14 protein-coding genes are annotated in these 15,523 nt (G+C 62.2%); 7 read left to right on the top strand and 7 right to left on the bottom strand.

Annotated features, from left to right (window positions below; genetic code table 11):
• Nucleotides 1-4 precede the first annotated feature (4 nt).
• The 5 genes from ssuD to ABE456_RS12895 all read right to left on the bottom strand — a co-directional run bounded on the left by ssuD (nt 5) and on the right by ABE456_RS12895 (nt 5,285).
• A complete protein-coding gene (ssuD, locus tag ABE456_RS12915; RefSeq protein WP_346644264.1) occupies nt 5-1,153 on the bottom strand; it encodes an FMNH2-dependent alkanesulfonate monooxygenase in 1,149 nt (382 codons plus the stop codon).
• Nucleotides 1,154-1,212: 59 nt separating this feature from the next.
• Nucleotides 1,213-2,178: a sulfonate ABC transporter substrate-binding protein gene (locus tag ABE456_RS12910; RefSeq protein ID WP_346644263.1), complete on the bottom strand. Its 966-nt coding sequence runs from the start codon at nt 2,176-2,178 to the stop codon at nt 1,213-1,215.
• Between the two features lie 84 nt (nt 2,179-2,262).
• Complete coding sequence (ssuE, locus tag ABE456_RS12905; protein ID WP_346644262.1) at nt 2,263-2,856, bottom strand: NADPH-dependent FMN reductase; 594 nt, start codon at nt 2,854-2,856, stop codon at nt 2,263-2,265.
• Nucleotides 2,857-3,143: 287 nt separating this feature from the next.
• Nucleotides 3,144-3,782, bottom strand: coding sequence for a peroxiredoxin (locus ABE456_RS12900; RefSeq protein ID WP_019096904.1), 639 nt, complete (start codon nt 3,780-3,782; stop codon nt 3,144-3,146).
• 165 nt (nt 3,783-3,947) lie between these two features.
• Nucleotides 3,948-5,285: an OprD family porin gene (locus ABE456_RS12895; protein WP_346644261.1), complete on the bottom strand. Its 1,338-nt coding sequence runs from the start codon at nt 5,283-5,285 to the stop codon at nt 3,948-3,950.
• Nucleotides 5,286-5,913: 628 nt separating this feature from the next.
• On the opposite strand from ABE456_RS12895, the gene tauA reads away from it, so the two are divergent.
• The 4 genes from tauA to tauD are packed head-to-tail and all read left to right on the top strand — an operon-like array spanning nt 5,914 to nt 9,408.
• Nucleotides 5,914-6,885 carry a taurine ABC transporter substrate-binding protein gene (tauA, locus tag ABE456_RS12890; protein WP_346644260.1) on the top strand — a complete coding sequence of 324 codons (972 nt, stop codon included), beginning with the start codon at nt 5,914-5,916 and terminating at the stop codon, nt 6,883-6,885.
• 27 nt (nt 6,886-6,912) lie between these two features.
• Entirely contained in the window at nt 6,913-7,701 is a 789-nt protein-coding gene (tauB, locus tag ABE456_RS12885; protein ID WP_346644259.1) for a taurine ABC transporter ATP-binding subunit, read from the top strand.
• Nucleotides 7,698-8,537 (top strand): taurine ABC transporter permease TauC, encoded by an 840-nt coding sequence (tauC, locus tag ABE456_RS12880; RefSeq protein WP_346644258.1) that lies wholly within the window; start codon nt 7,698-7,700, stop codon nt 8,535-8,537. Before tauB ends, tauC begins: the two co-directional genes overlap by 4 nt.
• A 37-nt stretch (nt 8,538-8,574) precedes the next feature.
• Nucleotides 8,575-9,408: a taurine dioxygenase gene (tauD, locus tag ABE456_RS12875; protein WP_346644257.1), complete on the top strand. Its 834-nt coding sequence runs from the start codon at nt 8,575-8,577 to the stop codon at nt 9,406-9,408.
• A gap of 119 nt (nt 9,409-9,527) precedes the next feature.
• Here tauD and betT read toward each other — a convergent pair whose 3' ends face one another.
• The gene (gene betT / locus ABE456_RS12870; RefSeq protein WP_346644296.1) at nt 9,528-11,489 is read right to left on the bottom strand and encodes a choline transporter BetT; all 1,962 of its coding nucleotides are present in this window, start codon (nt 11,487-11,489) and stop codon (nt 9,528-9,530) included.
• Between the two features lie 269 nt (nt 11,490-11,758).
• Nucleotides 11,759-12,691: a serine O-acetyltransferase EpsC gene (gene epsC / locus ABE456_RS12865; RefSeq protein WP_346644256.1), complete on the bottom strand. Its 933-nt coding sequence runs from the start codon at nt 12,689-12,691 to the stop codon at nt 11,759-11,761.
• 391 nt (nt 12,692-13,082) lie between these two features.
• On the opposite strand from epsC, the gene tcyJ reads away from it, so the two are divergent.
• From tcyJ to tcyN, 3 genes are read left to right on the top strand one after another with little or no spacing between them, the layout of a single operon-like run.
• On the top strand, nt 13,083-13,877 hold the full coding sequence (tcyJ, locus tag ABE456_RS12860) for a cystine ABC transporter substrate-binding protein (protein WP_233691831.1): 795 nt from the start codon (nt 13,083-13,085) through the stop codon (nt 13,875-13,877).
• Nucleotides 13,874-14,542 carry a cystine ABC transporter permease gene (gene tcyL / locus ABE456_RS12855; RefSeq protein ID WP_051099126.1) on the top strand — a complete coding sequence of 223 codons (669 nt, stop codon included), beginning with the start codon at nt 13,874-13,876 and terminating at the stop codon, nt 14,540-14,542. The genes tcyJ and tcyL overlap by 4 nt, the downstream gene beginning before the upstream one ends.
• A gap of 2 nt (nt 14,543-14,544) precedes the next feature.
• Nucleotides 14,545-15,303: an L-cystine ABC transporter ATP-binding protein TcyN gene (gene tcyN, locus ABE456_RS12850; protein WP_346644255.1), complete on the top strand. Its 759-nt coding sequence runs from the start codon at nt 14,545-14,547 to the stop codon at nt 15,301-15,303.
• The last annotated feature ends 220 nt before the right edge of the window (nt 15,304-15,523 follow it).

Here is a 15,523-nt window from a genome sequence, read left to right as displayed (position 1 = left end):
GCCCTCAGCTCTGCGCAACGGACTTGGGCAGGATGTCGTTGGCCACCATCTCACCGAACGGGCTCACATAACCGCCGGTCTTGGGTTGCTCCGGGCGCTGCACGTCCAGGTGCGGGAACAGCAGCTCAGCCACCCGGTACGACTCTTCCAGGTGCGGGTAGCCAGAAAAGATGAAGGTGTCGATGCCCAGCGCGGCGTATTCCTTGACCCGCGCCGCAACGGTTGGGCCATCGCCCACCAGCGCGGTGCCGGCACCGCCACGCACCAGCCCGACGCCGGCCCACAGGTTGGGGCTGACTTCCAGCTTGTCGCGGTTGCCGTTGTGCAGGGCCGCCATGCGTTGCTGGCCTACCGAGTCGAAGCGCGCCAGCGAGGCCTGGGCACGGGCGATGGTGTCGTCGTCCAGGTGCGAGATCAGCTTGTCGGCGGCAGCCCAGGCTTCTTCGTTGGTTTCACGCACGATCACGTGCAGGCGGATGCCAAAGCGCACTTCACGGCCTTGGGCGGCGGCTTTCTCACGCACCTGGGCGATTTTCTCGGCGACAGCGCTTGGTGGCTCGCCCCAGGTCAGGTACAGCTCGACCTGCTCGGCAGCCAGGTCCTGTGCGGCGTCGGAAGAACCGCCGAAATACAGGGGTGGGCGCGGTTGCTGGATCGGTGGGTAGAGCAGCTTGGCGCCCTTGACCTGGATGTGCTTGCCGTCGTAGTCAACAGACTCGCCTTCCAGCACCTTGCGCCAGATGCGGGTGAACTCTACCGAGGCCTCGTAGCGCTCCTGGTGGTTCAGGTGCAGGCCATCACCGGCCAGCTCGTCCGGGTCGCCGCCGGTCACCAGGTTGAACAAGGCACGGCCATTGGACAGGCGGTCCAGGGTCGCTGCCTGGCGTGCGGCAACGGTTGGCGAAATGATGCCTGGGCGCAGGGCAACCAGGAATTTCAGGCGCTGGGTCACAGGGATCAGCGACGCGGCCACCAGCCAGGAATCCTCGCAGGAACGCCCGGTGGGGATCAGCACGCCACCAAAGCCGAGGCGGTCGGCTGCCTGGGCGATCTGCTGCAGGTAGCCGTGGTCGACGGCGCGAGCGCCATCGGACGTGCCCAGGTACTTACCGTCACCGTGCGTGGGCAGGAACCAGAAAATGTTAAGACTCATTGGAGTTGTCTCCTCAAGGGTGGCTCAGCCAGGGCGATGCCCCGGCACAGGCGTATCAATCAAGGCGCGCTAGCGACCTTGGCCGGGGGTGTCCAGATCACGTCCTTGATGCTCAGCGGCTTGGGTATCAGCTTGAGCGCCTGGAAGGTGTCGGCGATTTTCTGTTGTGCGGCCACGACCTCGGGAGTCAGCGGTGCAGCACCGTAGCCTTGGCGCTTGACCGAGGTCAGGGTGATGTCGGCGGGCAGGCCGAGCAGTGGTGCGACCTGGTCGGTCACCTCCTGCGGGTTGGCCTGGGACCACTCGCCCACGGCGCGCACTTCTTCGATCACGGTGTTGATCACCACCGGGTGCTGGGTGGCGTAGTTGCGGGTGGCGAGGTAGAACTGGTGGTTATCGACCAGGCCCTTGCCGTCACGCAGGGTACGGGCCTGCAGCTGTTGCTCGGCGGCGGCCTGGTACGGGTCCCAGATCACCCAGGCATCCACGCTGCCGCGCTCGAAGGCAGCGCGGGCGTCGGCCGGGGGCAGGTAGACGGGCTGGATGTCGCTGTATTTCAGGCCGGCATCTTCCAGGGCGCGAACCAGCAGGTAGTGAACGTTGGAGCCTTTGTTGAGGACGACTTTCTTGCCCTTGAGGTCTTTCACCGACTGAATCGGCGAACCCTTGGGTATCAGGATCGCCTCGCTGTGCGGTGCTGGTGGCTCATAGGCCACGTAGAGCAGATCGGCACCAGCGGCTTGGGCGAACACTGGCGGGGTCTCGCCGGTTACGCCGAAATCGATGGAGCCGACGTTCAGCCCTTCAAGCAGCTGCGGGCCGCCGGGGAACTCGGTCCACTGCACCTGCACGCCCTGCTCGGCCAAGCGCTTTTCCAGCGTGCCCTTGGCCTTGAGCAGCACCAGGGTGCCGTATTTCTGGTAACCGATACGCAGGCTTTCGGCCTGGGCTTGGGTAATGGCGCCGAAGGACACAGCCGCCGCAAACAGGGCGACCAGACCGCGACGCAAGAAGACTGTGCGCATGGCGCTCTCCTGTGCGAATGGGTTCGGGTTGCACCTGCTTGCCTCGTTGTCGGGCGAGTAAGGTGGTGAAGCGGGTTGGGCCGATCAGATGCTCCAGCGAGCACCGATCAGGCGTTCGTTCAATACGCCGGGGGCCACGGGGCGCGGCCGGCGGGCCAAGGCAACGTGGAAGGTTTCCAGCGAGTCCTGCAGGCGTTCTTCCAGCGCGGGTACCAGCTGCGCGGGCTTGCTGCCTTCTGCGTAAGCGACCTGGCTGTCGTCGGCGAAGATCCCTTGCAGGGTCTCTTGCGCCTTGAGTGCCGACAGCACGGGTTTCAGTGCGTAGTCCACCGCCAGCATGTGGGCGATGCTGCCGCCGGTGGCGATCGGCAACACGATCTTGTGGGCCAGGGCGCGTTCGGGCAGCAGGTCGAGCAAGGTTTTCAAAGCGCCGGCGAACGATGCCTTGTACACCGGCGTGGCAACGATCAGGCCATCGGCCTGGGCCACCAGCTGCTGGAAGTGCTGCACCTGGGGGCTGTCGAAACGGGCATGCAGCAGGTCTTCGGCAGGGAAGTCACGCACCTGGAACGTCACCACTTCAACACCGCGGCCCTGCAGCCACTGGCGCGAACGCTCCAGCAACACGCCGGAGCGTGAACGATGACTTGGGCTACCACCGATTGATACCACCAGCATTGCAGCGTTTCCTTGTGTTCTGTTGGGACTGACATTAACAGCCACCATATATATCTAGAAATCATATTTTTTCATTTGTTTATTCCATTTTAATCATTTCCCTGTGCCGGCCCTTTCGCGGGTAAACCCGCTCCCACAGGGCCCCACAACGCCTGAGACTTGCGCTTCTCCTGTGGGAGCGGGTTTACCCGCGAAGAAGCCCACGCGGTTTCAGCAGGCATAAAAAAGGGCCGTCGAAACGGCCCGAAAATCCCTGCTTGGCTAAGAGCAATGCAACGAGGAATCCATTAACGATTTGGCTGCGGAGTCAGCCGCAGATAGGGTTTGACCGCCCGGTAACCTTTGGGGAAGCGCTGCTTGATCTCTTCCTCATCCTTCAGCGAAGGCACGATCACCACTTCGTCACCGTCCTGCCAGTTACCTGGCGTGGCGACCTTGTGGTTGTCGGTCAGCTGCAGCGAGTCGATCACCCGCAGGATTTCGTTGAAGTTGCGCCCGGTACTGGCCGGGTAGGTGATGGTCAGGCGCACCTTCTTGTTCGGGTCGATGACGAACAGCGAGCGCACGGTCAGGGTATCGCTGGCGTTTGGGTGGATCAGGTCGTACAGGTCGGACACCTTGCGGTCGGCGTCGGCGATGATCGGGAAGTTGACCACGGTGTTCTGGGTTTCGTTGATGTCATCGATCCAGCGGTGGTGCGAGTCGACCGGGTCCACCGACAGGGCGATGGCCTTGACCCCGCGCTTGGCGAAGTCGTCCTTGAGCTTGGCGGTCAGGCCCAGCTCGGTGGTGCATACCGGGGTGAAGTCGGCCGGATGGGAGAACAACACCCCCCAGCTGTTGCCCAGCCACTCGTGGAAGCGGATCTTGCCTTCGCTGGAATCCTGTTCGAAGTCGGGGGCGATATCGCCGAGTTTGAGGCTCATGGGCTGCGGCTCCTGTGCTGGGGTCTGTACCGTATGGGTTCAATGTGCCTGCATTCGATTAAAAACAAAAAGAATAAATACTGATTTGTTTATAACCATAATGCATACGAAATTGCAGGCACAAAAAAGCCTCGCACTAGGCGAGGCTTCTTGTTGAGCTACGGCTTACAGGAAGTTGTAAGTGTAGTTCACGATGAAGCGAGTCTGGTCTTTGTCCGGGCTGCTTTCGCCGCTACCACGGTAGACGCCTTGACGCAGGCTGAAGCCCAGGCCTTTGAGGGTGCCTTCCTGAAGGGTGTAGTCGACGCGTGCGTCACGTTCCCATTCGTTGTAGCTGCCGTCGCCCGACTTGTTGCGCACATCGTCACCACGCAGGTAGGCCACCGAAGCCTTCAGGCCTGGAACGCCCAGCGACGCGAAGTCATAGGAGTACTGACCGAAAGTGGTGTTTTCGCCGGCACGGGCGAACTGGTTGATCATGCTGTCGGTGAACAGGTAGAAGCTCGCGCCGCCGTTGCCTTCCAGCGAAGAAGTGGCGCCGTCCTTACGGACGCTACCTTGGTTCAGCCAGACGAAGCCACCATCATCACCCACTTGCTGGTGACCGAGCATCAGCGCGTGGCCACCCAGGGTGTAGGTGAACATGGCGCTCCAGGTCTTGTTGTCGACCTCGCCCGCGTTCTTGGCAAAGCCACCGTTGTTGTCGAAGGCATAACCGGTCTGACCATTCTTGCCATCGCTGCTGCTGTCGAAGTAGCGCAGGTCAGTCTTGAACGACTGGTTGTCGGCAATCTTGAAGACGTGAGTAGCACCCAGGAAGTGCTGCTTGTAGAAGTCTTCCAGGTTCGAGTAGTAGTACTGCAGGGTCAGGTCTGGGGTGAGCTTGTAGTCACCGCCGGCGAACTGGAACTTGTTGCTGTCGCGGAAAGCGCCAGAAACGGAAAGGCCGGTACGGTTGCTCGAAGCACGACCCATGGCGTGCGTCAGTTGACCTGCGTTGATGGTCAGGTTGTCGATTTCCTTCGACTGCAGGGTGCCACCCTCGAAGGTCTGCGGCAGCAGGCGACCATCGTTGGAGACCAGGATCGGCAGCATAGGCGCCAGGGCGCTACCGTAGTGGACCTCGGTCTTGGAGAAGCGAGCTTTGGCGTTACCACCAATGCGTGCCCAGTCATGGACTGCCGAACCATCGGAGTCGCTTGGGAAGAAGGTGTTGTTGGCATTTGGACGGCTACCACGGCCACCATCCAGGTGAATGCCCCACAGCGCTTGAATGTCAACACCAACGCCTACGGTGCCTTCGGTGAAGCCAGACAGGTAGTCGAGCTTGAAGCCCTGACCGCTTTCTTTCTGGTCAGTACCGCCGGTTTCACGGTTGTCGTCGTTGAAGTACATGGTGCGCGAGCTGAGCGACAGCTTGCTGTCTTCGACGAAACCGGCAGCGCCTGCTTGTTGGGCGAGAACCCCCAGTGCCACGGCCAGAGCCAGGCTGGACTTGTACATGTTTTGCTCCTCTACGTTCTAATTCTTGTGTATCTCTGGCGGTGGGATCTGCTGCCCCGCTCACCGTGGATTGGCGATTTAGTCCCAAAGCGTGACTAGTAAGTCAATCGTTTCTAAACGTTTCGAGACTTTGGTCTAAGGCGCCACCTGCGCTACAGGATAATGACAATCCTATAAATCCAAAATGACCGTTTTATGAATTTGTAAGATTTTTAAGGAATATGTTAGGAACCTTTACTACCGTTGGTTGTAGCGCCCACCCGCCTAATAACTATTGGTTATTTGCAAACGTTTGCTCATAACCTAATTCCGTATCGTTCTATAGGGACGGAAAAGCGTAGTTGGCTCCTCTGATTTCGCCATTGATAACGCGATCGGTGTGGGAGCGGCCTTGCGTCGCGAAAGGGCTGCACAGCAGCCCCAGCAATTTATGCAGTGCTGCTGATGCCCAGGGGCCGCGTTGCGGCCCTTTCGCGACACAAGGCCGCTCCCACAAAGCCCCCACTCTCCTGATGCTTAAAGCATTTGGCTCCTAAGCTAATGCAAAAAAGTTATTTATTTTAACTTTCTTAGATCATTTAGCCTTCTCGTCAACCCATCACACCCATCGCCTGACGAGAGGTTCACCATGATCCCGCACGCTCCGCTGCGCCTGTTCGCCGCCCTGACCCTCGCCAGCGCCAGCTGGTTGGCCCAGGCTGCCGACCTGACCGTTGCCTACCAGACCACCGTCGACCCGGCCAAAGTGGCGCAGGTCGATGGCGACTACGAAAAAGCCAGCAAGGCCAGCATCGACTGGCGCAAATTCGACAACGGCGCCGACGTGATCACCGCCGTGGCCAGCGGCGACGTGCAAATCGGCTACCTGGGTTCCAGCCCGCTGGCCGCTGCCGCCACCCGCAAGTTGCCGGTCGAAACCTTCCTTATCGCCACGCAGATTGGCGCCGGTGAAGCGCTGGTCGCCCGCGACAGCATCAAGACCCCGCAGGACCTGGTCGGCAAGAAGGTCGCCGTGCCGTTCGTGTCCACCGGCCACTACAGCCTGCTGGCCGCACTGAAAAGCTGGAACATCGACCCGTCCAAGGTACAGATCCTGAACCTGGCGCCACCGGCGATCATTGCCGCCTGGAAACGCGGCGACATCGATGCCACCTACGTCTGGGACCCGGCACTGGGCGTGGCCAAGGAAAGCGGCAAGGTGCTGATCACCTCCGGCGAGCTGGCCGAAAAAGGCGCACCAACCTTCGATGCCTGGATCGTGCGCAAGGACTTCGCCGCCAAGCACCCGGACGTGGTCAAGGCTTTCGCCAAGGTCACCCTCGACGCCTACGCCGACTACCGCAAAGACCCGAAAGCCTGGCTGGCCAACCCCGACAACGTGGCCAAACTGGCCAAGCTGTCCGGCGCCAAGCCCGGCGACATCCCGGTGCTGCTGCAGGGCAACGTCTACCCACTGGCCGCCGACCAGGCCAGCGCCTTGGGGGCGCCGACCACCCAGGCACTGACCGACACCGCCACCTTCCTCAAGCAACAAGGCAAGGTCGACGCGGTGCTGCCGGACTACTCGCCGTACGTCAGCGCCCAGTACCTGCCCAATTAAGCCTGTAGAACCCGACCGGAGCCCGCCATGGCCTTGCTCGAACTGGAGCGCATCAGCGCACAGTACCCCGGTGCCGCCACCCCGGTACTGGCCGACATCAACCTGAGCCTGGGGCCGCGCCAGTTACTGGTGGCCCTGGGGCCTTCCGGCAGCGGCAAGACCTCGCTGCTCAACCTGATCGCTGGCTTCGTCGCCCCCAGCAGCGGGCGCATCACGCTCGACGGTGTACCGGTGCAAGGCCCCGGTGCCGAGCGCGGTGTGGTTTTTCAGGACGATGCGCTGCTGCCCTGGCAGAACGTGCTGGGCAATGTCGCCTTCGGCCTGGAGCTGGCCGGCGTGCCGCGTGCAGAACGTGAAGCCAAGGCCCGCGAGATGCTGGCCCTGGTCGATCTCGCCGGCTTTGGCGAGCGGCGTATCTGGCAACTGTCCGGTGGCCAGAAACAGCGCGTGGGCCTGGCCCGGGCGCTGGCGGCCGACCCTCGGGTGCTGCTGATGGACGAACCGTTCGGTGCCCTAGATGCCTTCACCCGTAAGCAGATGCAAGAGCTGCTGCTGCAGGTGTGGCAACGCACCGCCAAACCGGTGTTCCTGATTACCCACGACATCGAAGAGGCGGTGTTCCTCGCCAGCGAGCTGGTACTGCTGGCACCCAACCCCGGGCGCGTAGTGGAGCGCCTGCAACTGGACTTCGGCCAGCGCTATGCCGCTGGCGAATCGGCCCGGGCGATCAAGTCCGACCCGGCCTTCATCGAAACCCGCGAGCACGTACTGGCCCGCGTGTTCTCCCAACGCCAAAGCCTGCAGGAGCGCGCATGAGCAGCCTGGACCTGCCGGTTACCGGCAAACCCGACAACCAAGCCCGGCCGGCCGCCAAGCTGCGCCGCCCGCTGTCCACCCGCTGGATCAGCACCCTGACCCTGGGCAGCCTGCTGCTGGCCTGGTGGCTGGTGACTGCCGCCGGCTGGGTCGAGCCGCTGTTCCTGCCCTCGCCCGCCGACATCCTGGCCAAGGCCTGGACCCTGCTGACCCAAGGCTATATGGATGCCAGCCTGTGGCAGCACCTGGGCGCCAGCCTGGGGCGCATTGGCGTGGCCCTGCTGGCCGCCACGCTGACCGCCATCCCGGTGGGCATCGCCATCGGCTACAACCGCGTGGCGCGCGGCATCCTCGACCCGCTGATCGAGTTTTACCGGCCGATCCCGCCGCTGGCCTATCTGCCGCTGATCGTCATCTGGTGCGGCATCGGCGAGCTGTCGAAGGTGCTGCTGATCTACCTGGCGATCTTCGCCCCGATCGCCATCGCCACCGCCACCGGCGTGCGCACGGTCGACCCGGCCAAGCTGCGTGCGGCGCAGTCGCTGGGTGCCAGCAAGGCGCAGTTGATTCGCCACGTGATCCTGCCCAGCGCGTTGCCCGACATCCTTACCGGCATCCGCATTGGCCTGGGCGTCGGCTGGTCCACCCTGGTGGCCGCCGAGCTGATCGCCGCCACCAGCGGCCTGGGCTTCATGGTGCAGTCGGCGGCGCAGTTCCTGGTTACCGATGTGGTGGTGCTGGGCATCCTGCTGATCGCCCTCATCGCCTTCGCCCTGGAAATGAGCCTGCGTGCCCTGCAACGCAAACTGGTGCCGTGGCACGGGCAAACACACTGACCACGCCAGCACACTGGTGCCTGACAAAGAGACCGACATGAGCCTGACCATCACCCCCCTCAGCCCGGCGCTCGGCGCCCAGATCAGCGGCGTGGACATCAGCCGCGACATCACTGCCGAACAACGCGACGCCATCGAGCAGGCGCTGCTGCAGCACCAGGTGCTGTTCTTCCGCGACCAGCCGATCAACCCGGAGCAACAGGCACGCTTTGCCGCCCGCTTTGGCGACCTGCACATCCACCCGATCTACCCCAACGTGCCAGAAACCCCTCAGGTGCTGGTGCTCGACACGGCGGTAACCGATGTGCGCGACAACGCCGTGTGGCACACCGACGTGACCTTCTTGCCGACCCCGGCCCTGGGCGCGGTGCTCAGTGCCAAGCAGTTGCCGGCCTACGGTGGCGATACCCTGTGGGCCAGCGGCATTGCGGCTTTCGAGGCGTTGTCGGCACCGCTGCGTGAAATGCTCGACGGGCTGACGGCCACCCATGACTTCACCAAGTCGTTCCCGCTGGAGCGCTTTGGCACCACGCCGGAAGACCTGGCGCGCTGGGAAGCCACGCGGCGCACCAACCCACCGCTGTCGCACCCGGTGGTGCGCACACACCCGGTGAGCGGGCGCAAGGCGTTGTTCGTCAATGAGGGGTTCACCACGCGCATCAATGAGCTGAGCGAGCTGGAAAGCGAGGCGCTGCTGAAGCTGCTGTTCGCCCATGCGACGCGGCCGGAGTTCAGCATTCGCTGGAGGTGGCAGGAGAATGATGTGGCGTTCTGGGACAACCGCGTGACCCAGCATTTTGCGGTGGATGATTACCGGCCCAATCGGCGGGTGATGCACCGGGCGACCATTCTGGGGGATGCGCCCTTTTAGTAGTTGCCTGTGCCGGCCTCTTCGCGGGTAAACCCGCTCCCACAGGTACAACACAGGCTTCGAAACCGGTGCCGTACCTGTGGGAGCGGGTTTACCCGCGAAGAGGCCAGTACAGGTTATTACCTGACCAGATGCAGGTACTGCATGTGCCGCTCGTACTGGTCGAGGATGTCGTTGATGATCTGTTCCTTGCTGTAGCCCACCAGGTCATAGTTCTGGCTGCCTTCGCTCAGGTGCACCTCCGCCCGGTAATAGCGGCGGTTCTTCAACTCCTGCGTGCCCAACCCACCCAGGGCGAACGATGGCGTGAAATAGCCACGCATCTGCACCTGGTAAATGAACGGCTGCTCCTCGCCATGGCCAATCTTCAGGCTGACGTTGTCGTGGCTCGGGTCGTCCTGGGTAATCAGCACCAGGCCCTTCTGCTCGAACACTTCGCGCACATCGGCAATTGCCGGGCGCACCACGTCGTCCATGAAGCGGTACACCTCATCACGCGACGGGAAGTGCACCGCCTGGCTCAGGCGTTGGCGCCAGCCGCCACGGCCGCGGCGTGAATGGGCAAACGGTGCCAGCGAATGCATCTGCGCGATCTGCCGCTGCGACTCCAGGTAGAACGCCTTGTGCAGGCCCCACATCATGCACAGCAGAATCAGCGAGAACGGCAATGAGGTCAGCACCACCGCCGACTTCAGCGAATCGATACTGCCGGCGAACAAAAGCGCACTGGTGATCAGCGCGGTCATCGCCCCCCAGAAGATGCGCAGCCAGTTCGGCCCGTCTTCATCGGCTTCCCCACCCTTGGCCGACAAGGTCGACAGCACCACGGTGCCCGAATCGGCCGAAGTGACGAAGAACACGAAGCTGATGAACACCGTCGTGGCGATCACCGCCTTGCTCCACGGGTAGGTCTCCAGCAGCAGGTACAGGCTCATCGACGGGTTATCCAGTGCCGACTGGCCCAACGCAGTCATGCCATGGTTGATTACCTGGTCGAGGGCGCTGTTGCCGAAGATCGACATCCACGCAAGGGTGAAGCCCAGCGGGATCAACAGCACGCCAAAGACGAACTCGCGGATGGTGCGGCCACGGGAGATGCGCGCGATGAACAGGCCCACGAACGGCGCCCAGGCAATCCACCAGGCCCAGTAGAACACCGTCCAGCCGCCCAGCCAGTCACGGTTCTCACCGTAGGCATACACGTCGAAGCTCTTGCGCGGCAGGGCGCCCAGGTAGTCGCCGAGGTTCTGGATCAGCGTATTGAACAGGTGCTGGGTAGGCCCGGCGAACAGCACAAACAGCAACAGCGCGCAGGCCAGGAACAGGTTGATGTCGCTCATCACCCGCACGCCCTTTTCCACCCCGGCGACGGCCACGGCCACCGCCGCGCCCATCATCAGGGTGATGAGGATCACCTGCACCCACTGGCTGTGGCTGATGCCGAACAGGTAGTCGAGGCCGGCATTCAGGTGCAGCACGCCAAAGCCCATGTCGGCGCCCAGGCCGAACACCGTGGCGATGATGCCAAAGCCGTCCACTGCGTAGCCGATCGGCCCGTTGATGCGCTTGCCGATCAATGGGTACAGCGCCGAGCGCAAGGCCAGCGGCAGGTTGTGCCGGTAGGCGAAGTAGGCCAGGGCCATACCGACGAAGGCGAACACCCCCCAGCCATGCAGGCCCCAATGCAGGAACAGGATCTGCATCGCCTGGCGCCCGGCCTCGGCCGTACTCGCTTCGCCCTGGGGCGGTTGCAGCATGTGGGTCAGCGGTTCGGAAACGCAGAAGAAGAACAGGGTGATGCTGATACCGGCGGCGAACAGCATGCCGGCCCACGACAGGTAGCTGAACTCGGGCTCGTCGTGGTCGGCACCGAGCTTGATCTTGCCATAGCCGGACAAGGCGGTGACCACCACGAAGACCAGGTACAGCGTCATTGCCAGCATGTAGTACCAGCCGACCGTGTTGGCCGCCCAGTTCTGCGCCGCCAGCAACCAGTCACCTGCGGCTTGCGGATAGGAAATGACCACCAGGCCGAAGATGAGGATGAAACTTGCCGCAAAGTAGAACACCGGGGGGTTCATGCGGATCTTGCCATTGGCAAGGGCAGGGGTCGGCGCACTCATTGGGGGTGCACCTCGTCGAATGACGTAAGGTTCGGAATGAACGGGTTCAGCAAAGGAATCCTCCTGTTGAACACCGGCAGCGGACCAGCGTTTTTCATTGAACAAGCGTTCAAGTTAAACATGGATCGGATTTCATTGCGAATTGGGGCGCTGATTGGTGCACGCCTGTTCTGGCCCTTTCGCGGGCTTGCCCGCGAAAAGGCCAGCACAGTTATAGAGAGGCTAGATCAATTCTTGTCCTGGCAATCCAGCTGCAGGTTGGCCTGGGTAATGTTGCTCTCGGCCGGCACACTGCGGGTCAGCCACACATTGCCGCCAATGGTCGAGCCTTTGCCGATGGTAATGCGCCCCAGCACCGTGGCCCCGGCATAGATCACCACGTCGTCCTCGACGATCGGGTGACGTGGCAGGCCTTTGTGCAGGGTGCCCGATTCATCGCTTGGGAAACGCTTGGCACCCAGGGTCACCGCCTGGTAGATGCGCACGCGCTCGCCAATGATCGCGGTTTCGCCGATTACCACACCGGTACCGTGGTCGATGAAGAAGCTCGGGCCGATCTGCGCCCCTGGGTGAATGTCGATACCGGTGGCCGAATGCGCCAGCTCCGAGCTGATCCGCGCCAGCAGCGGCAGGCCGGCCTGGTACAGGTGATGGGCCAGGCGGTGGTGGATGATCGCCAGGATGCCCGGGTAGCACAGCAGCACTTCATCGACGCTGCGCGCCGCCGGGTCGCCGTGGTAGGCGGCCAGCACGTCGGTGTCGAGCAATACGCGCAAGTCTGGCAGTGCGGCAGCAAAGCCCTGGACCAGGCTCAGGGCGTGGGCATCGACGCCAGCCAGTTCAGCCTTGCTTTGCCGTGCGGCGTAGCGCAGTTCCAGGCGGGCTTGGGCCAACAAGGCGGTCAGCGCGGCATCCAGGGTATGGCCAACGTAGAAGTCTTCACTTTCTTCGCGCAGGTCGACCGGGCCGAGGCGCATGGGGAACAGCGCGCCGCACAGTTGCTCCAGAATATGCCGCATCGCCTCGCGTGAAGGCAGCTCGCGCCCACCTTGCTCGCCACTGCTGCGGCCGTTGCGGGTGCGCCACTGCTCACGGGCGCCGCGCAGGCCGGTAACGATGCTCTGCAACTGCCAGTGCCCGGATGAAGATTGTTCGCTCACGGTGTTCTCCTGCCTGAGTAGGCCAACTATTTTTATCGGCAGGTCCGGCCTCTTCGCGGGTGAACCCGCTCCCACAGGTACTGCGCAACATTCAATATTTGCGCGATCCCTGTGGGAGCGGGTTTACCCGCGAAAGGGCCGGGCCTGCCTACATGCAATCCACTCTACGGCAAATCCGGCCCTTGGAAAAAACAACGCTTTATTCCATCCTGCACTAAGTCAGGCATAAGCAGCGATGACGGCGCGGGCAACCTCGCCTACCCTCAAAGCAGCCAGCACTTGGCACAAATCAAAAAGGAAATAACAAAATAATTTTTTATTATTTCCTGGCCTAAGCAGCCAACCCTATAGTCGCCACCCACTACTAACACCAAAAGCGCGGGGCTCCCACATGTCGAAATTCGCCAAACCGCTACTCAACGCCAGCCTGGCCCTCTTGCTGGGTGCCGGCCTGCTCAGCCAGGCCTTCGCCGGCGAGCAACTGAAGACCATCCAGGAAAAAGGCGTGATCAACGTCGGCCTGGAAGGCACCTACCCACCGTTCAGCTTCCAGGACGAAAACGGCAAGCTGACCGGCTTCGAAGTGGAGCTGTCCGAGTTGCTGGCCAAGGAGCTGGGGGTCAAGGCCAAGATCCAGCCGACCAAGTGGGACGGCATCCTCGCCGCACTGGAGTCCAAACGCCTGGACGTAGTAGTCAACCAGGTGACCATTTCCGAAGAGCGCAAGAAGAAGTACGACTTCTCCGAGCCCTACACCATCTCCGGCATCCAGGCACTGATCCTGAAGAAGAAGGCCGAGCAGCTGAATATCAAGGGCGCGCAGGACCTGGCCGGCAAGAAGGTCGGTGTGGGCCTGGGCACCAACTACGAACAATGGGTGAAAAAGGACGTGCCGCAGGCCGATGTTCGCACCTATGAAGACGACCCGAGCAAGTTCGCCGACCTGCGCAACGGCCGTATCGACGCCATCCTGATCGACCGCCTGGCCGCACTGGAATACGCGCAAAAAGCCAAGGACACCGAACTTGCCGGCGATGCCTTCTCGCGCCTGGAAAGCGGCGTGGCCCTGCGCAAAGGCGAGCCTGAACTGCTGGCGGCAATCAACAAGGCCATCGACAAGCTCAAGGCTGACGGCACGCTGGCCAAGCTGTCGGAAAAATACTTCGGTGCCGATGTCACCAAATGATCGCTGAAAGCCTGCAACTCGTTGTCGATTCCACGCCCTTCCTGCTGAAGGGCGCGGGTTATACGGTGCTGCTCAGCGTTGGCGGCATGTTCTTCGGCCTGGTGCTGGGCTTTGCCCTGGCACTGATGCGGCTGTCGAAGATCCTGCCGTTGAACTGGCTGGCGCGGGTCTACGTGTCGTTCTTCCGCGGCACGCCGCTGCTGGTGCAGCTGTTCGTGATCTATTTCGGCATGCCGCAGATCGGCATCGAGCTAGACCCTATCCCGGCCTCGCTGATCGGCCTGTCGCTGAACATGGCCGCCTACATCTGCGAAATCCTGCGCGCGGCGATCTCCTCGATCGACCGTGGTCAGTGGGAAGCCGCCGCCAGCATCGGCATGACCCGCGTCCAGGCCATGCGCCGGGCGATCCTGCCCCAGGCCCTGCGCACTGCCCTACCACCGTTGGGCAACAGCTTTATCTCGCTGGTCAAGGACACCGCCCTGGCGGCAACCATCCAGGTGCCCGAGTTGTTCCGCCAGGCCCAGCTGATTACCGCACGCACCTTCGAAGTGTTCACCATGTACGTGGCGGTCGCGGTCATCTACTGGGTGCTGTGCAGTATCCTCGCGCACTTCCAGAACCGCATGGAAGCGCGGGTCAACCAGCATGACCAGGAGCACTGAGCATGATTGAAGTCAAAGGCCTGTCCAAGCGGTTCAAGGGCCAGACCGTGCTCAACGGTATCGACCTGACCGTGCAGCCCGGCGAAGTGGTGGCCATCATCGGCCCCAGCGGCTCGGGCAAGACCACCTTCCTGCGCTGCCTGAACCTGCTGGAAACCCCCGATGCCGGGCAGATCCAGATTGGCGCCATCAGCATCGACGCCAACCGCCCGCTGGGTGGCCAGCAAAGTGCGATTCGCCGTTTACGCCAGCAGGCCGGGTTCGTGTTCCAGAACTTCAACCTGTTCCCGCACCGCACTGCCCTGGAGAACGTGATCGAGGGGCCGGTGATCGTCAAGAAGACACCCCGCGAGCAGGCCATCGAGCTGGGCCGGCGCCTGCTGGCCAAGGTCGGCCTGGCGGGCAAGGAAGACGCTTACCCCCGGCGCCTGTCGGGTGGCCAGCAGCAACGGGTGGCTATCGCCCGCGCCCTGGCCATGGAGCCGGAGGTGATCCTGTTCGACGAACCGACCTCGGCGCTGGACCCGGAGCTGGTGGGTGAAGTGCTGGCGACCATCCGCGGCCTGGCCGAGGAGAAGCGCACCATGATCATCGTCACCCACGAAATGAGCTTTGCGCGTGATGTGGCGAACCGGGTGATCTTCTTCGACAAGGGCGTGATCGTGGAACAGGGCGAAGCCAAGGCGCTGTTTGCGGCGCCAAAGGAAGAGCGTACCCGGCAGTTCCTGCGCAAGTTCCTCGGTACTGCTGCCTCGGAGTAAGCCTGTTCCGGTCTCTTCGCGGGCGTGCCCGCGAAAGGGCCGGCACATCCTCAACAAATCCCTCCTTCTATAAATATTCCAAAAAGTTAGTTCATAAACTTTTTATAAAGCATTAGGGTATATAAACCGGACCACCGGACCAACACACATCTGCCGCGATCAGCTGTAGCGGCATAACTATTTTGTGAGGTCAGGTATGGTCAGGATCACAATCACCCCA

The organism is Pseudomonas sp. TWI929 (genome assembly GCF_039673335.1).
Taxonomy (GTDB): domain Bacteria; phylum Pseudomonadota; class Gammaproteobacteria; order Pseudomonadales; family Pseudomonadaceae; genus Aquipseudomonas.
The sequence above is the reverse complement of the archived record's forward strand: the minus strand, read 5'-3'. Positions and strand labels throughout refer to the sequence as shown.